This window comes from Caulobacter sp. ALps2 (assembly GCF_058681635.1).
The window spans coordinates 1,001,947-1,016,110 of the sequence record NZ_CM178743.1 but is presented as its reverse complement, the minus strand read 5'-3'; the positions used below and the strand labels follow the sequence as shown (position 1 = coordinate 1,016,110).

At 66.1% G+C, this 14,164-nt stretch carries 11 protein-coding genes; 8 read left to right on the top strand and 3 right to left on the bottom strand.

Going from position 1 to position 14,164, the window contains the following annotated elements; all coding sequences use genetic code 11:
- Positions 1-103: 103 nt before the first annotated feature.
- Entirely contained in the window at positions 104-2,905 is a 2,802-nt protein-coding gene (locus ACW173_RS04555; RefSeq protein ID WP_492083690.1) for a beta strand repeat-containing protein, read from the top strand.
- On the opposite strand, the gene ACW173_RS04550 is transcribed toward ACW173_RS04555, so the two are convergent.
- Positions 2,892-3,683 (bottom strand): hypothetical protein, encoded by a 792-nt coding sequence (locus ACW173_RS04550; RefSeq protein ID WP_492083689.1) that lies wholly within the window; start codon positions 3,681-3,683, stop codon positions 2,892-2,894. The two genes, ACW173_RS04555 and ACW173_RS04550, sit on opposite strands and share 14 nt — an antisense overlap.
- A gap of 323 nt (positions 3,684-4,006) precedes the next feature.
- Here ACW173_RS04550 and ACW173_RS04545 point away from each other — a divergent pair, with 323 nt between their 5' ends.
- From ACW173_RS04545 to ACW173_RS04535, 3 genes are all read left to right on the top strand, one after another.
- Positions 4,007-5,257, top strand: a complete 1,251-nt coding sequence (locus ACW173_RS04545; protein WP_492083688.1) for a glycerate kinase type-2 family protein — start codon at positions 4,007-4,009, stop codon at positions 5,255-5,257.
- 10 nt (positions 5,258-5,267) lie between these two features.
- On the top strand, positions 5,268-6,350 hold the full coding sequence (locus tag ACW173_RS04540) for a tartrate dehydrogenase (RefSeq protein WP_492083687.1): 1,083 nt from the start codon (positions 5,268-5,270) through the stop codon (positions 6,348-6,350).
- A 122-nt stretch (positions 6,351-6,472) separates the two neighbouring features.
- Positions 6,473-7,285, top strand: coding sequence for a MipA/OmpV family protein (locus tag ACW173_RS04535; RefSeq protein WP_492083686.1), 813 nt, complete (start codon positions 6,473-6,475; stop codon positions 7,283-7,285).
- 62 nt (positions 7,286-7,347) lie between these two features.
- Here the strand turns inward: ACW173_RS04535 and ACW173_RS04530 are convergent, their stop codons facing one another.
- Both ACW173_RS04530 and ACW173_RS04525 read right to left on the bottom strand, forming a co-directional pair.
- Positions 7,348-9,507, bottom strand: a complete 2,160-nt coding sequence (locus ACW173_RS04530) for a TonB-dependent receptor (RefSeq protein WP_492083685.1) — start codon at positions 9,505-9,507, stop codon at positions 7,348-7,350.
- Positions 9,508-9,657: 150 nt separating this feature from the next.
- Positions 9,658-10,416, bottom strand: coding sequence for a GntR family transcriptional regulator (locus tag ACW173_RS04525; RefSeq protein ID WP_492083684.1), 759 nt, complete (start codon positions 10,414-10,416; stop codon positions 9,658-9,660).
- 158 nt (positions 10,417-10,574) lie between these two features.
- Between ACW173_RS04525 and ACW173_RS04520 the strand changes: the two genes are divergently transcribed.
- The 4 genes from ACW173_RS04520 (at position 10,575) to ACW173_RS04505 (ending at position 14,164) form a co-directional block, all read left to right on the top strand.
- Positions 10,575-11,912, top strand: a complete 1,338-nt coding sequence (locus ACW173_RS04520) for a CitMHS family transporter (RefSeq protein ID WP_492083683.1) — start codon at positions 10,575-10,577, stop codon at positions 11,910-11,912.
- Between the two features lie 113 nt (positions 11,913-12,025).
- A complete protein-coding gene (locus ACW173_RS04515; protein ID WP_492083682.1) occupies positions 12,026-13,411 on the top strand; it encodes an acyclic terpene utilization AtuA family protein in 1,386 nt (461 codons plus the stop codon).
- Positions 13,411-13,719: a DUF4387 domain-containing protein gene (locus ACW173_RS04510; RefSeq protein WP_492083681.1), complete on the top strand. Its 309-nt coding sequence runs from the start codon at positions 13,411-13,413 to the stop codon at positions 13,717-13,719. Before ACW173_RS04515 ends, ACW173_RS04510 begins: the two co-directional genes overlap by 1 nt.
- 73 nt (positions 13,720-13,792) lie before the next feature.
- Positions 13,793-14,164, top strand: coding sequence for an acyl-CoA thioesterase (locus ACW173_RS04505; protein WP_492083680.1), 372 nt, complete (start codon positions 13,793-13,795; stop codon positions 14,162-14,164).

Below are 14,164 nucleotides of genomic sequence, written 5' to 3'. Positions count from 1 at the left end.
ACGAATATCCGTTCGATTGCCCCGCGAACGGAGATAGGTGTCGCGATTATCTTGGTCGCAGAGGCCTATGAGAGGTCCTGCTTTTCATAAGAGAGCACCGGCAATGGCCTATACGTTAGACCAACTAACCGCAGCCTACCGGGCCGCCAACAATGGCGTGCAGCCCGACGCAGCCGCTTCGGTCGAGCTGCAGGTGATCGCCCACAGATTGCTAACCGGCTGGATCACAGACCAGACCGCCATGTCCTATGTGGTCAACAGCGCCGACAACGATGTTTCCGTCGCGGTCCAAGTCTACCAGTTCTTCACCGCCAGAACCCCGACCAAGGCCGGCCTCGACTATCTGGTCAACTCTCCCGCCAACCCCAACGACCTGAACGACTCCTATTACGCGAAGTTCGGACTGGAAGACCGCTACATCAATTTCGCGCTCAACCTCGGCGTATTGGGTGAAGGCGCCTCCCACTTCAGCGCCGTCTATGGCGGTCTGACCTTCGACGCCTTCGTCACCGCCGCCTACCAGGCCATAATCGGCTCCAGCTACGCCATCGCCGCCGGAATCGATCCCGCCGCCGCCATCGCAGACATCACCAGCCGCAAGGCCAATTTCGAAGCTATCGCCCGTCAGGCCGGCGTGATTGGCGCCACCTCCACCGCGGCCCAGGTCGACATCGCCGTCAAGGCGGCGCTGATCGGCTATCTGATGGGCGAGGGGGTAAAGGCCGACGTGGGCCTGTACGCCGCCGGCGCTAACAACTTCATCCACGCCCTCGTGACAGGCAACGCCCAGTACGGCGTCGACCTAACCACGGTTTATTCCTCGCTCGGCGGCGGCATGGGCAACAACAACGTCCCCCCGCCGCCGCCGCCGCCGCCGCCGCCGCCGCCGCCGCCCGAGGAGGAAGAGCCGGTCAGCCAGTCTTTCACCCTGACCACGGCCGCCGATACCATCACGGGCGGCGGCGCCGACGACACCTTCACCGCCTATATCTCCGCCAGCGGCCCGAACAGCACGCTCAATGCGACCGACGTCCTCAAAGGCGGCGGTGGGACCGACACATTGGTCCTGACAGTGGACGGGGCCGGCGCGGGCGCCTTCCCCGCAGCGACCATCACCGGCATCGAGGTGTTCAGGATCAACGAGACCGGCGGCACGGACGGCGTCTACGACTTCGCCGCTGTCTCTGCTGAGACCTCTGTGGTCAACAACAAGAGTACTGACGCCGTCACCTTCAACAACATCGGCACGGGCGCGTCGCTCAGCATCGTCGGCGACGGGGCGGTCACCAACGGGGCCACCACCTTCACCATGGCCGCGGCCACCAACGCCGTGACCCTGAACCTGCAGGGCGGCCTGAAGGGCGGGGCCAACATCACTCGCAACCAGACAGGCGCGGCCACGGTGGAGATCAATTCCACCGGCGGCGCCAATGCCGTCGGCGTAATCGACCTCGACACAGCCACCGCCCTGAGCGGCCTCACCATCAACGCCACGACCAACCTGACCGGCGCGCTCGCGGCTGACTACGCCGCCGCCTCCACCCTGACGGTAACGGGCGCGGGTCAGGTCGACCTCTCCGCCGCGACCCTCAGCACCAACTTCAGCCAGATCAGTTCCGCGGCGCAGACGGCGGGCGGTCTCATCGTGAAGGTCGGCGCGCTGACCAATTTCACCGGCGGAGCGGGGAACGACGGCGTCTATGTCGACGCCCTGGTCTATAACAACCCGGCGATCACCGCCGTTGGCGGCGACGGAACCGACACAGTCCGTTTCACCGATCAAGCGGCGCTGACCGCCACCACCGCCCTCTACCTCACCGGCTTCGAGGTCATCGCCCTGGCCGACGACAACGACGGCGCCCTCGACACCTTCGACGCCTCACTGATGGCTGGGATCCAATCGTTCGTCCTGGGCGCCGACTCCGCCGGCGACGGCTATTCGGTGACGAACCTCAGCGTGGCCCAGGCGGGTGCGATCACCATCAGCGGCGCCCAGACCGTGGCCCCGACCCTTGCCCTGGCCAACGCTGCCGGCGGGACCGACGTGGTGTCCATCACTGTCAACGACGGCCTGGCGGCGGTGAACACCCTGAGCGTGGCAAACCTCAACATCGCTAGCGTCGAGACCGTCAACCTAGCCCTCACCGACAACCTGACGCTGTCCTCGATCGCCGGCCTGACGGGCTTCACCAAGCTCGCGGTCACCGGGGCGGGGGCGCTCAACCTGACGACCGGGGCCCTGGCGGTGAACCCCGCCACGACCATCGACGCCTCGGCGGCGACCGGGACTGTGACCATCAACGCCTCGGCCGCCACAGGCAACGGCCTGACCCTCAAAGGCTCGGCCACCCAGGCCAACACCCTCACCGGCACAACACAGGCGGACACCATCGTCGGGGGGGATGGCGTCGACATCCTCACCGGTCGTGGAGGCAACGACACCCTCACAGGCGGAAATGGCGCCGACATTTTTGTCGTCACAAACCTTACGCAAGCGGCCAATGGCACGGACAGCTACACCGACTTCAACTTCGGGACCGCAACCACCGCCGTCGACCAGATTCGCGTCGACCTCACCTCCACCACCATAAGATTCGGCACCGCCAGCAGTGGCATCACCGCCGCCTCGGGTACGGAAATCCTAGTCTTGGATGTTAACACATACGCAGACGCCAACGCGGCCCAAACCGCGGCCCGTTCGCTCTTCGGCAACAACGACAACGCAGCCGAGGCCATCGTGATCTGGCAACTTGACGGTGGGGATCTACAACTGTCGCTCTATACGGACTTCAGCGCAGACGCGACCGCCAACGGCGCCTTGCAAACCCAGATGGTCACCTTCGTTGGCCTGACCCTGGCCAACGCCGCATCGCTGATCAACGCGGGCGACTTCAGTCTGGTCTAATCCCCAGATCTCGGTTCTCCAGTCTACGCGAAAGCCTGAACCCGCCCCTCAAGGGCGGGTTCTTCGTGCTCTGGCGGGACCGAAGGCGAACGGACAGGCCGTCGCTGAAGAGCGATTTCGCCGATAGAGCCGCGCCGAAGCGCTTGTCACGCCTCACGACGCCACGCGCCAGCCCAGAAAACGGAGGCGCCGCCTTTGTGTGCGGAAGACTGAGCGATGCTGGAATGGTGCGGGCGATCGGAATCGAACCGACACGAGCCTTGGCGTCCGAGAGCCCATCGTGTCGAATCATGTAGTCCAAGAGCGCCGATAGAGGCGGCGGTTGGGGTTCGTCAGCGAATTGTGGAAGGGCCTCCTCGGGCGGCGGCGACTTGGGCGCACACTTTGGTGCGGGATGGGACTTGCCAATTGCGGCCTGAGTTTTGCGATCGAGCTGAAGCGCTCGGACCCTCTCCCCGTACTGGTCGCGGACGGCCAGTTCCATGGCGCCATAAGCGGCGGCTTCAGCGATTACGAGTATGTCTGCGTCGACCCACGCCGCGAGATAGACCTTCAGGGCGCGCAGATACTTTTCCCGGACGACAGTTGGGATCGCTGAAGACTGGTCAAGATCGAGGGAGACCAGGGCCTCAAGCCATTCTTGCAATGACTCGAAAGTCCGGAAGGGCAATTGATCCAGTGGCAAGACCCAAGGCACCGAGAGCGTTCCGCCGGCACGGAGCCGCTTGGCCGCCAGTTCGAGCGGGTGCTTTGGCTTCGTCGCAGGCCTCGTCGCCATCTCGGGCCTTCTCCATGACCTAAGACGGTAGGTTTACCCTGGTTTTCTCAATGTCGTGCTGAATGTCTAGTTTCTGGAGCGGCACCAACGTCTCCTCATGGCGCGAGATGACCCCGCCAAATCTACACAGCGCGGGCGCTTGGCCGAGGGCGCCATGCGATTGCGGCGACATCTCGGACTATGCCTGCTTGGCCCCCGAGAAGCTTCGCGAATTCCATTCTTGAAGCTGCGATGTGCGCTTGGCCGATGATTTGATGCGTTTTGCGCATTGGCATGAACGATCGCCGCCAGCCTACCTGGGCGGAAACGAAAGGCTAGGCGACGTGACCAACGAACAGTCCCAGGCGGCTCTGGAGGCGCTTTTCAAAGCCGCGGTCGCCGTCGCCTCGCCCGCGCTTTGCCTGCCGTCGCATCTGCCCACGCCACCCAAGGGCCGCACCGTCGTGGTCGGGGCGGGCAAGGCCGCCGCCGCCATGGCTGCGGCGGTCGAGGCCCATTGGGAAGGGCCACTCGAAGGGGTAGTCATCACCCGCTATGGTCATGGCGCGGTCTGCGAGCGGATCGCCGTGATCGAGGCGGGCCATCCGATCGCCGACGCGGCGGGGGCGGCGGGGACCGCAGCCATGGTCGATCGGCTGCGAGGGCTTACCGCCGACGACCTAGTGCTATGCCTGCTGTCGGGCGGCGGCTCAGCGCTACTGGCCGCCCCAGCGCAGGGCCTGACCCTGATCCACAAGCAGGCGGTCACCAGGGCTTTGCTGCGCGGCGGCGTGCCCATCGATGAGATCAACTGCGTCCGCAAGCACCTGTCGTCCGTCAAGGGCGGGCAGCTGGCCCTGCTGGCCGCGCCGGCCCGGGTGGTGACGCTGGCGATTTCGGATGTGCCCGGCGATGAGGTTTCGACCATCGCTTCGGGCCCGACCGCGCCCGATCCGACGACGCGCCAGGACGCGCTGGCGATCCTGGAGCAGCGGGGGATCGCCGTCCCCGAGGCTGTCCGGGTCTGGCTGAACGACCCGCGCAGCGAGACGCCAAAGCAGGTCCCCGGGGCGGAGGCCATGCTGATCGCCCGGCCGCGCGACGCCCTGTCGGCAGCGGCGCGCGAAGCCTCTGCCCGAGGATACACGCCCATCGTCCTGGGCGACGCGATCGAGGGCGAGGCGCGCGAGGTCGCGCGTGAGCACGCCCACTTGGCTCTTAAGGTCGCCGGAGAACGGCGTGGTCCTTGCGTGCTGCTGTCGGGTGGCGAGACGACGGTGACCGTGCGGGGCAAGGGGCGGGGTGGCCGCAACGCCGAATACCTGCTGGCGCTAGCGACGGCGCTGGACGGCTGCCCCGGGATCCACGCCCTGGCCGCCGACACCGATGGCGTCGACGGCTCGGAAGACAATGCTGGCGCCCTGCTATTTCCCGACAGTCTGGCGCGCGCCACGGCCCTGGGCCTGAACGCCGCGGAGCGCCTGGCCGATAACGACGGCTACGGCTTCTTCGCTGCTCTGGGCGACCTCGTGGTCACCGGCCCGACCCGCACCAACGTCAACGACTTCCGGGCGATCCTGATCGACGCCCCCTAGGAGAGTTCGCATGAGCCAGCGTCGTTATCGGATCGCCGTCATACCAGGCGACGGGATCGGTAAGGAGGTCGTGCCCGAGGGGCTACGGGCGCTGGAGGCCGTTTCGGCGCGTTTTGGCTGCCGCTTCGCCTTCGACCACTTCGATTTTGCCTCGTGCGACTACTATCTCGAGCACGGGGCGATGATGCCGGCTGATTGGAAAGACCGGATCGGCGGCCACGACGCCATCTTCTTCGGCGCGGTCGGCTGGCCAGACAGCGTGCCCGACCACGTTTCGCTCTGGGGCTCTCTGATTCAGTTCCGGCGTGAGTTCGACCAGTACGTCAACCTGCGCCCCGTCAAGCTGATGCCTGGCGTGCCCAGCCCTTTGGCGGGCCGCCAGCCGGGCGACATCGACTTTTACGTCGTGCGCGAAAACACGGAGGGGGAATATTCCTCGATCGGCGGCCGCATCTTCCCGGGCACCGAGCGCGAGGTCGTGATGCAGGAGACGGTGATGACCCGCGTGGGTGTCGACCGGATCTTGAAATACGCCTTCGAGCTGGCCGCGCGGCGAGAGAAGAAGCACCTGACCTCGGCGACCAAGTCCAACGGCATCTCGATCACCATGCCCTACTGGGACGAACGAGTCGAAGCCATGGCGCCGTCCTATCCGGGTGTGCGGTGGGACAAGTACCATATCGACATCCTCACCGCGCACTTCGTGCAGCATCCTGACTGGTTCGACGTGGTGGTCGCCTCGAACCTCTTCGGTGACATCCTCTCGGATCTGGGACCGGCCTGCACCGGCACCATCGGCATCGCGCCCGCCGGCAACATCAATCCCGAGCGGACCTTCCCGTCGCTGTTCGAGCCGGTGCATGGCTCGGCGCCGGACATCGCCGGGCAGGGAATCGCCAATCCGGTCGGCCAGATCTGGTCGGCGGCGCTCATGCTGGATCACCTCGGCGAGCACGAGGCCGCCGCCGCCGTGGTCGCTGCGATAGAGACGGTTCTGGCTCGGCCCGAGTTGCGCACGCGCGACCTGGGCGGACCCCTGGGTACGGAAGCCTGCGGGCGGGCCATCGCCGAGGCGATCGCGGCGAGCCGCTAACAGGCTCGATGCAAGAAAGTGAGATTTTGGACGCAAAACTGAGAGGGTGATCTTCGACGGGTGGCGTCTTGGCCGTATCCCAGCGCCTGGATGTCCCGGGCGTCTCCCGTCAGGAGATATCGATGCGGCTTCTACCCTTGGGCTCCATGCTCGCGCTTCTTCCCTTGCTGGCCACGCCTGTCGCGGCCCAGGTCGCGGGAGGCAAGAGCGAGCCGCGCGCCTGGTCGGGCGACATCGCCGTCGGGGCCGGCGTGCGCCCGGACTATGTGGGCTCGGACGACCTGGAGGCCACGCCCTACATCGCCGGCCGCATCAACTACGGCGCATTCTACCTGGACTTCCAGGGCCAGCAGGTCCGGCTGAACCTTTCGCCGTTCGAAGGCGTGGCGTTCGGCCCGATGATCGACGTGGAGAACAAGCGCGACGATGACGTCAAAAGCCTGCGCGTCGCCAAGCTGCCCAAGCTGGACGACGCGCTCGAGGCGGGCGGCTTCATCGCCTACTCGCGCCGGGGCGTGCTGTCCGAGCAAGACCAGTTGACCTTCATGGGCTCGTACATGGTCGACACGTCCGACACGTTCGATGGCGCGGTCGGCGGCATGTCGGTGATCTATGGCCGGCGCCTCAACAGCCGCTGGTCGATCGGCGGCTCAGCCAAGATCGACATCGTCGATAGGAAGTACGCCCGCGCCTATTTCGGCGTCACGCCATCCCAGGCAGCCCTCAGCGGCCTGGCGGCCTATGACCTCAAGGGCGGCGTGCGCGACATCGCCCTCAGCACCAAGGTCGCCTACGCCCTCACCGAGCGCTGGAACCTCCAGTTGCTGGGAAACTACAAGCGCCTGACAGGCGACTTCGCCGACAGCCCACTGGTCAAGGGCGAGGGCTCGGCTGACCAGTTCAGCGCCGCCATCGCCGTCGGCTACCGCTTTTAACCCCCGGACCGGAAAGGCCGCCGCCCGTGCGAGGGGGCGGCCGATCCGTGCGCGAGAGAGTCTCAATGCTTCCAGTTCAGAGTGACGCCGAAGGTGCGCGGCGGGTTGTAGGCCCCGAAGTTGGCCCCGAGGAACACAGCCTGGAAGGTGCGGGTCACCTCATTGGAGAGGTTCTTGCCCCACAGCGACACCGACCAGTGGTCACCCGGCGCGCTGTAGACGATGCGCGCGTCATAGAAGTTGGTCGGCGGACGGCGCTCGGGCCCGTCGTTGGAGTTGTCGTCGAAGATCATGCTCTCGTAGTGATAATCGACAGCGAAGCGGACATCGCCGCCGCCGGCCAGCGCCAGGTCGTAGGAGGGCGAGAGCACCAGCTTGTGCCTGGGCGTGCGCGAGATGCGGTTGCCGGAATAGTCCTCGCCCGGCTCGGGGCTGAACTCGTCGAACTTGCCGTCGGTGTAGCCGTAGCTGGCGACCAGGCGGGCTCCGGCGAACGGACGCCAGGCCAGATAGGTCTCGTAGCCCTTGATGGTGGCCTTGCCGGCGTTGTCGGTGACGACCGACAGGTTGGGCAGGGTGCGCCGCGTCTGCAGGTCAGTGTACTTCATTACGTAGACGGTGTTGTTCCAGACCAGAGTCCCGTTCAGGAACGTGCTCTTCTGGCCGATCTCGTACTGGGTGGCGTATTCAGGCTCGAAGCCGTCGGCCGCGTCGGCGGCGCTGGCCGGAGTGTCCTGGAAGCCGCCGCTTTTGAAGCCGCGCGACGCCATGGCGTAGAGCATGTGGTTGTCGACGGGCTTGAAGTCGAGGCCGGCCCGCCAGGTCCAGGCCTTGTAGGTGTCGGACACCGAGACGTTGAAGCGCTCGCCGGCGCGGAACAGCGTGTTGCCGGCCAGGTTGTCGACCCGATAGTCCTTGTCGTCCTTGGAGTAACGCAGGCCGCCGATCAGGGAGAACCTGTCGCCCAGTGGCACGGTGACGTCGCCGAAGGCGGCGTAGCTCTTGAGGTTGGCCGACTGGGTGTAGATCTCCGTGCCTGGCCGTCCCAGGTTGATGACCAGCGAGTCCTTGCGGTCGGTGTCGCTCTTGAAAGTGTAGAGGCCCGCAACCCAGCGCACGCCTTCGCCTGGCAGCGAGGACAGTCGGAGCTCGTGACTGGAGAAGTCGCTGGCCTCGTCGTTGCCGCCCGAGATGCCGGCCGGATTGAAGGACGGGTTGCCGCCGTCGAAGTCATAGGCGGCGTGATAGTCGAGGTCGCGGTACGAACCCAGATAGGTGAGGGTGGCGAACGGCAGGTCCCAATCGGCTTGCAGCCGCAAGCCCCAGGTGTCACGGTCTTGGTAGCCGTCGTCGGAACCGGCGGTGTGCTTGCGGTCGCGATTGATCGTCCACAGCGCCGAGGTCGGATCGCTGGTGTCCAGGTCCAGGACGTGCTGGGCGGGACCCGTGCCCCTGTCACGCGTTCCGTCGACCGTGGCCTGGACCCGCAGGCCCTCGCCAGGATCAACGAGCAGCGAGACGCGGCCGCTGCGGGTGTCCTGGTCCTCGACATCGTTGCCGGTGAAGGTGTTCTTCACGTATCCGTCGTGGGTGCGCCAGGCGCCGCTGGCGCGGATCGCGGCCTTGCCATCGGCGAACGGCGCGTTGATCACGCCCGCGCCTTCCAGGCGGCTGTAGTTGCCGACGGTGACCTCGGCGGCGGCGTCAAAGGCGCCCAACTGAGGCTTGCGGGAGACGATGTTGATCGCCCCGCCCACGACGTTGCGGCCGTAGAGCGTGCCTTGCGGGCCCTTCAGCACCTCGACGCGCTCGACATCGAAGGCGTCAAAAGCCACGGCGGCGGGGCGGCCCAGATAGATCTCGTCGAGGAAGACGGCCGAGCTGGGATCGCCGGCTGCGCCCCGGTCGGACGAACCGATGCCGCGGATCGAGATGCGGGGTTGCGAAGCGGGGAAGGCGTCGAACTGGAGGCCGGGGGTGAGACCGGCGACATCGTCGATCTGGCGGATGCGGGCCTGCTGCACCTGCTCGGCCCCGAAGGCCGTCACGGTCACCGGCACAGCCTGCAGGCTTTCGCTGCGGCGCTGGGCGGTGACGACCACCTCCTCGATTTGGCTGACCTCGGACGTGGTCGCGGGTATCGCCTGGGCTAGGGCGCCCGAGGCGCCAAGCAGCGCTACGAGCGCCGGCGCATAGGTCAAGGCTTTGCGGCTGACCGGCATGTTTCAACTCCCCAATTGTTGTTCTTGCGGCGCGGGTCATGCCTCGCCGTCGAGCAACCTTAAGAGAGGTGGATCACATCGGTCAATAAAATGGATGCAATTGATATGTTGTTTGGATGTGTCTATGACGAATCCTGGGAGGGCCGTGGCTCATCGCCGAATGGCGAGAGCATGCAAGCGGGTCCGTGTAGCGAGAACGTGGTCCGACATGAGACGTCCCGCCTCGATGCTGTCCTCGGCCTTGATCGCCGCCAGGATCTTTTCGTGATCGTCCTGCGACTGGCGGATGTGGTCGGGCGGCGTGGCGGGCACTTGGCGCAGGCGCGGCGGTACGCAGGCCGAGACCGTGGGGCAAAGGCGGGCCGCATCGCCAAACAGCGGATAGACCAGGGTCATGCGGATGGCGTTGCGGAGAGCGGTGTTCTGGGCCGCGTGCAGGATCTGGGCATGGAACTGGCGATTGATCGTGTACCATTTCAGTTCGATCGCCTCAGACCACTGGCCCGCCTCGACGATCTCGCGGCCGGCGCGGGCAAGGCCCTCCAGGCGCTCGAGCGCTTCTGGCGCCCAGCCCAGGTCCACCGAGGCCCGCGCCGCCAGGCTTTCCAGGGCCCCGCGGGCCTCGATCGCATCGAAGATGTCGCCCAGCGACATGGTCCGCACGGTGTAGCCGCGATTGACGCTATAACTGACCAGGCCCTCGGCCGAGAGCACCGCCAGGGCGCTGCGGATCGGCGTGCGCGAGACGTTCATCTCGGCCGCCAGTCCCTCGGCGCGCAGGCGTGTGTCGGGCGCGATCTCGCCGGTAACGATGCGCTCGCGCAGGCTTGTCAGCACCGTATGGGTGGCCGGCTCGGTGTGCGGCGTGTCGATCACGCCCGCCTCTTGCCCCGCTTCAACCGCCGCCATGTCCGTCCCCTGATCGATGCGCTCGTCGGCGCGCATCAAGGCGCGCCGTTCTTTCTCTACACCGGTCCGCCCGCGACCGCGCAAGTCACCGGTAACATCAATCGCCAAGACTGGATTCATTCTGGTCTTTGGCCTGCACCCCCAATGGAGATCGCTTCGTGATCGACGTTCTGCGCCAGCCCGCCGTGCTGGGCCTCCTGATGGTCGTGACCTTCATGACGCTGATCATGACCAAGCGAATGTCGGCGGTCGCCGCCCTGCTGATCGTGCCCATCGTCTTTGGTCTGCTGGCGGGCGCCGGGGCGGGCCTTGGCGACATGATCATCAAGGGCGTGCTGCAGGTGGCGCCAACGACGCTGATGCTGTCGTTCGCGGTGCTCTATTTCGCCGTGATGATGGACGCGGGCCTTTTCGAGCCCCTGGTGCGCAAGGTGCTTTCCATCGTCGGCGATGATCCCATGAGGATCAGCCTGGGCACAGCGATCCTGGCGACGACCGTGTCGCTGGACGGCGATGGCACCACCACGGCCCTCATCGTCATCACCGCCTTCCTGCCGGTCTATCGGCGCGTGGGCATGAACCCGCTGATCCTGGCCACCTTGCTGGGCCTGACCAACGCCCTGATGAACTACGTGCCCTGGGGCGGACCCGCGGCGCGCGCGGCGGCGGCGGTGCATGTCGACCTGGGCGCTGTCGTCGGCCCAATGCTGCCGGCCGCCGGGGTAGGCCTTTTGGCCGTCTTTGGCCTCGCCTGGCATTTTGGGCGGAGCGAGCGGCGCCGGCTGGCCGGACGCGGTGCGGTGTCCGCAGACGACGTCCCATCCCTTGCGGTCCTGGCCGCCGTTCAGGCGATCGAAGTCGAGCGCGAGGTCCGCCGACCCAAGCTCTTTTGGTTCAACCTCGCCCTGACGCTCGTGCTGATCCTGGGCATGGTCTCGGGCCTGGCGCCGCTGCCGGTGCTGATGATGAGCGCCTTCGCCATCGCCATGACCGTCAACTACCCCTCGCTGAAAGACCAGAAGGCGCGCATCGCGGCCCATGCCGAGAACGTCGTCAACATCGTGGTCCTGCTGTTCGCCGCCGGCGCCTTTACCGGCATTCTCAATGGCGCGGGCATGGCCGACGCGATGGCCAAGTCGGCCCTGTCGGTAATCCCGCCGCATATCGGGCCGTACCTGGCGCCGATCACCGCCCTGGTGAGCATGCCCCTGACCTTTGTGATGTCCAACGACGCCTACTATTTTGGCGTGGTGCCCGTCGTGGCCCAGACCGCCGCCAGCTTCGGCGTCGAGCCGGTGGAAATCGCCCGCGCCTCGCTGATCGGCCAGCCCGTCCATTCGATGAGCCCGCTGCTGGCCCCAATCTACCTGGCCTGTGGCCTGCTGGGCGTGGATGTCACCGACGCCCAGCGCTTTAGCCTGAAGTGGGCGCTGATGATCTGCTTGGTCGTGCTGTGCGCGGCCTTGGTCTTCGGCGCGTTTCCGCTGCGGGCCTGAGGATGTAGCTCCAATCAACAAATTGGATCCAATTTGTTGACATAGTGGATCCTAAGACGTTAGGCACTCTCATGAGGCGGCTGACTAGGCCGCGCCCTTTGCTGGTGAAGTCAATGTTGGAAGGTCCGATCAAGATCATCGTTCCGTGCGGGTCGCTTGGCGCGGGCGTTCACGAGGACGAGGTCCGCCGGGGCTTGGCGATGGGCGCACACGCCATCGCCACGGACGCAGGGTCGACCGACAGCGGAGCGGCCTACTTGGCGCTCGGTGTCTCGAAGAACAACCGCGCCTCGGTCAAACACGACCTGGCCATCCTGATGAAGGCTGGCGCCGGGGCCGGCATCCCGGTCATCGTCGGGACCAGTGGCCAGGCCGGGGGAGACAAGAACGTCGACTGGACGCGCGACATCGCCCTGGAGATCGCCGGCGAGCTGGGCCTCAAGCCCAGGATCGCGCTGCTCTATTCCGAGCAGGACAAGGCATCCCTGAAGGCCCGCAACGCGGCTGGCGCGATCAAGCCGCTGCCGCCGCTTGGGCCGTTGGCGGATACGACGATCGATGCCTGCGACCACATCGTTGCTGTCCTGGGCGCCGAGCCCTATGTCGCGGCCCTGGAGGCCGGCGCGGACCTGATCCTGGGCGGGCGCACCACCGATACCGCCGTGCTGTCCAGCTTTGCCTTGATGAAGGGCGCGCCGTGGGGACCGTCCTGGCACGCCGCCAAGATCGCAGAATGCGGCAGCCAATGCGCTGTCTACCGGACCAAGGGCGCGGGCGTGCTGATCAGCATCGACGCCGACGGTTTCGAGGTAGAGACGCTGAGCCTGGAAAACCACTGCAACCCGCATAGCGTCTCGGCTCACATGCTTTATGAGAACGCCAACCCGTTCCGGCTGACCGAGCCTGGCGGGGTGCTGGACGTCACGCAGGCGCACTACGCCGCGCTTGACGATCGCAGGGTGCGGGTGACGGGCTCGGCCTGGGACGAAAAGCCTTACACGATGAAACTGGAAGGTGCCGGCTCGGGCGGCTTCCAGACGATCATGCTGATCGGCATCCAGGATCCCGAGGTCCTGTCGCGACTGAATGAGTTTCACGACAAGATGCTGGCGGCGATGTACCACCGGGTGCGCACGACGATCGGCGAGGCCGCCGGCGACTTCAATATCTCGCTGCGGATCTATGGCTGGAACGCCGTTTCGGGCGATCGTCCGCCCGAGGGCACGCCAGCGCCGCGCGAAGTGGGCGTGATGTTCGTCGCCACCGCCGCGACCCAGGAGATGGCCTCGCAGATCGCCAAGGCCTGCAATGCCTGGTTCTTCCACTTCCCGATCGTCGAGGACGAGGAACTGCCCAGCTATGGCTTTGCCTTCACCCCTGCCGACATCGAGCGCGGCGCGGTCTACGAGTTCAAGCTGAACCACGTCGTCGAGGTCGATGACCCGATGGCCCTCGTCCGCACCGTCTGGGTCGACCTGAAGAAGAAGGAAGCGGCGTGATGACGACGCTCAGGGATGTTTGCCGCCACGTGCGCTCCAAGAACGCCGGCCCCTACTGGGTGACGTTCGACCTCTTCTTCGACGGGGCAGAGACCTTCGAGAAGTACCAGGGCAGCGAGGCCTTAGGACCCAAGCTGTTCGAGCGCCTGTTCGGGGCCGACCCGTCGCTGGTCCGCCACTACCCTGTCCCCGACCTCAATGTGGTCAAGATCTCGTATGCGCGCACGAGCGCCCAGGGCGGGGTGGTCGAACGCGACATGCATTGCGGCCAGCAGTTCGTCCGGCTGCTGGACGTCAAGCTCGACTGATCCGGTCTCGATGTCCTCTTCTCGCCGAGCGTCCCCTGGGGCTCCGCCGCCAGGACCGCTGACCGAGTATCCGGTGACCATCCGGCTCGAGGACATCGATCACCTGGGCCACGTCAACAACGCCGTCTACCTGCAATGGGTGCAGGCGGCCGTCATCGCCCATTGGGAACGGGTCGCCGACGCTGAAGCAGTGGCCCGCCACCTGAGGGTGGCGCTGAAGCACGAGATCACCTACCGCCGCCCTGCCTTCCTGACCGACGCGATCGTGGCCACCACCGGCATCGAGGCGGCGGCCGGCGCCAAGGCCCAGTTCCAGACCCTGATCCGGCGCGGCGATGAGCTACTGGCCGAGGTCACCAGCCTCTGGTGCTGCATCGACCGCCAGAGCCACCGGCCGGTGCGGCTGCCCAAGCCAACCCTGGCTCGGTTCGTCGCTCCGGCTTGA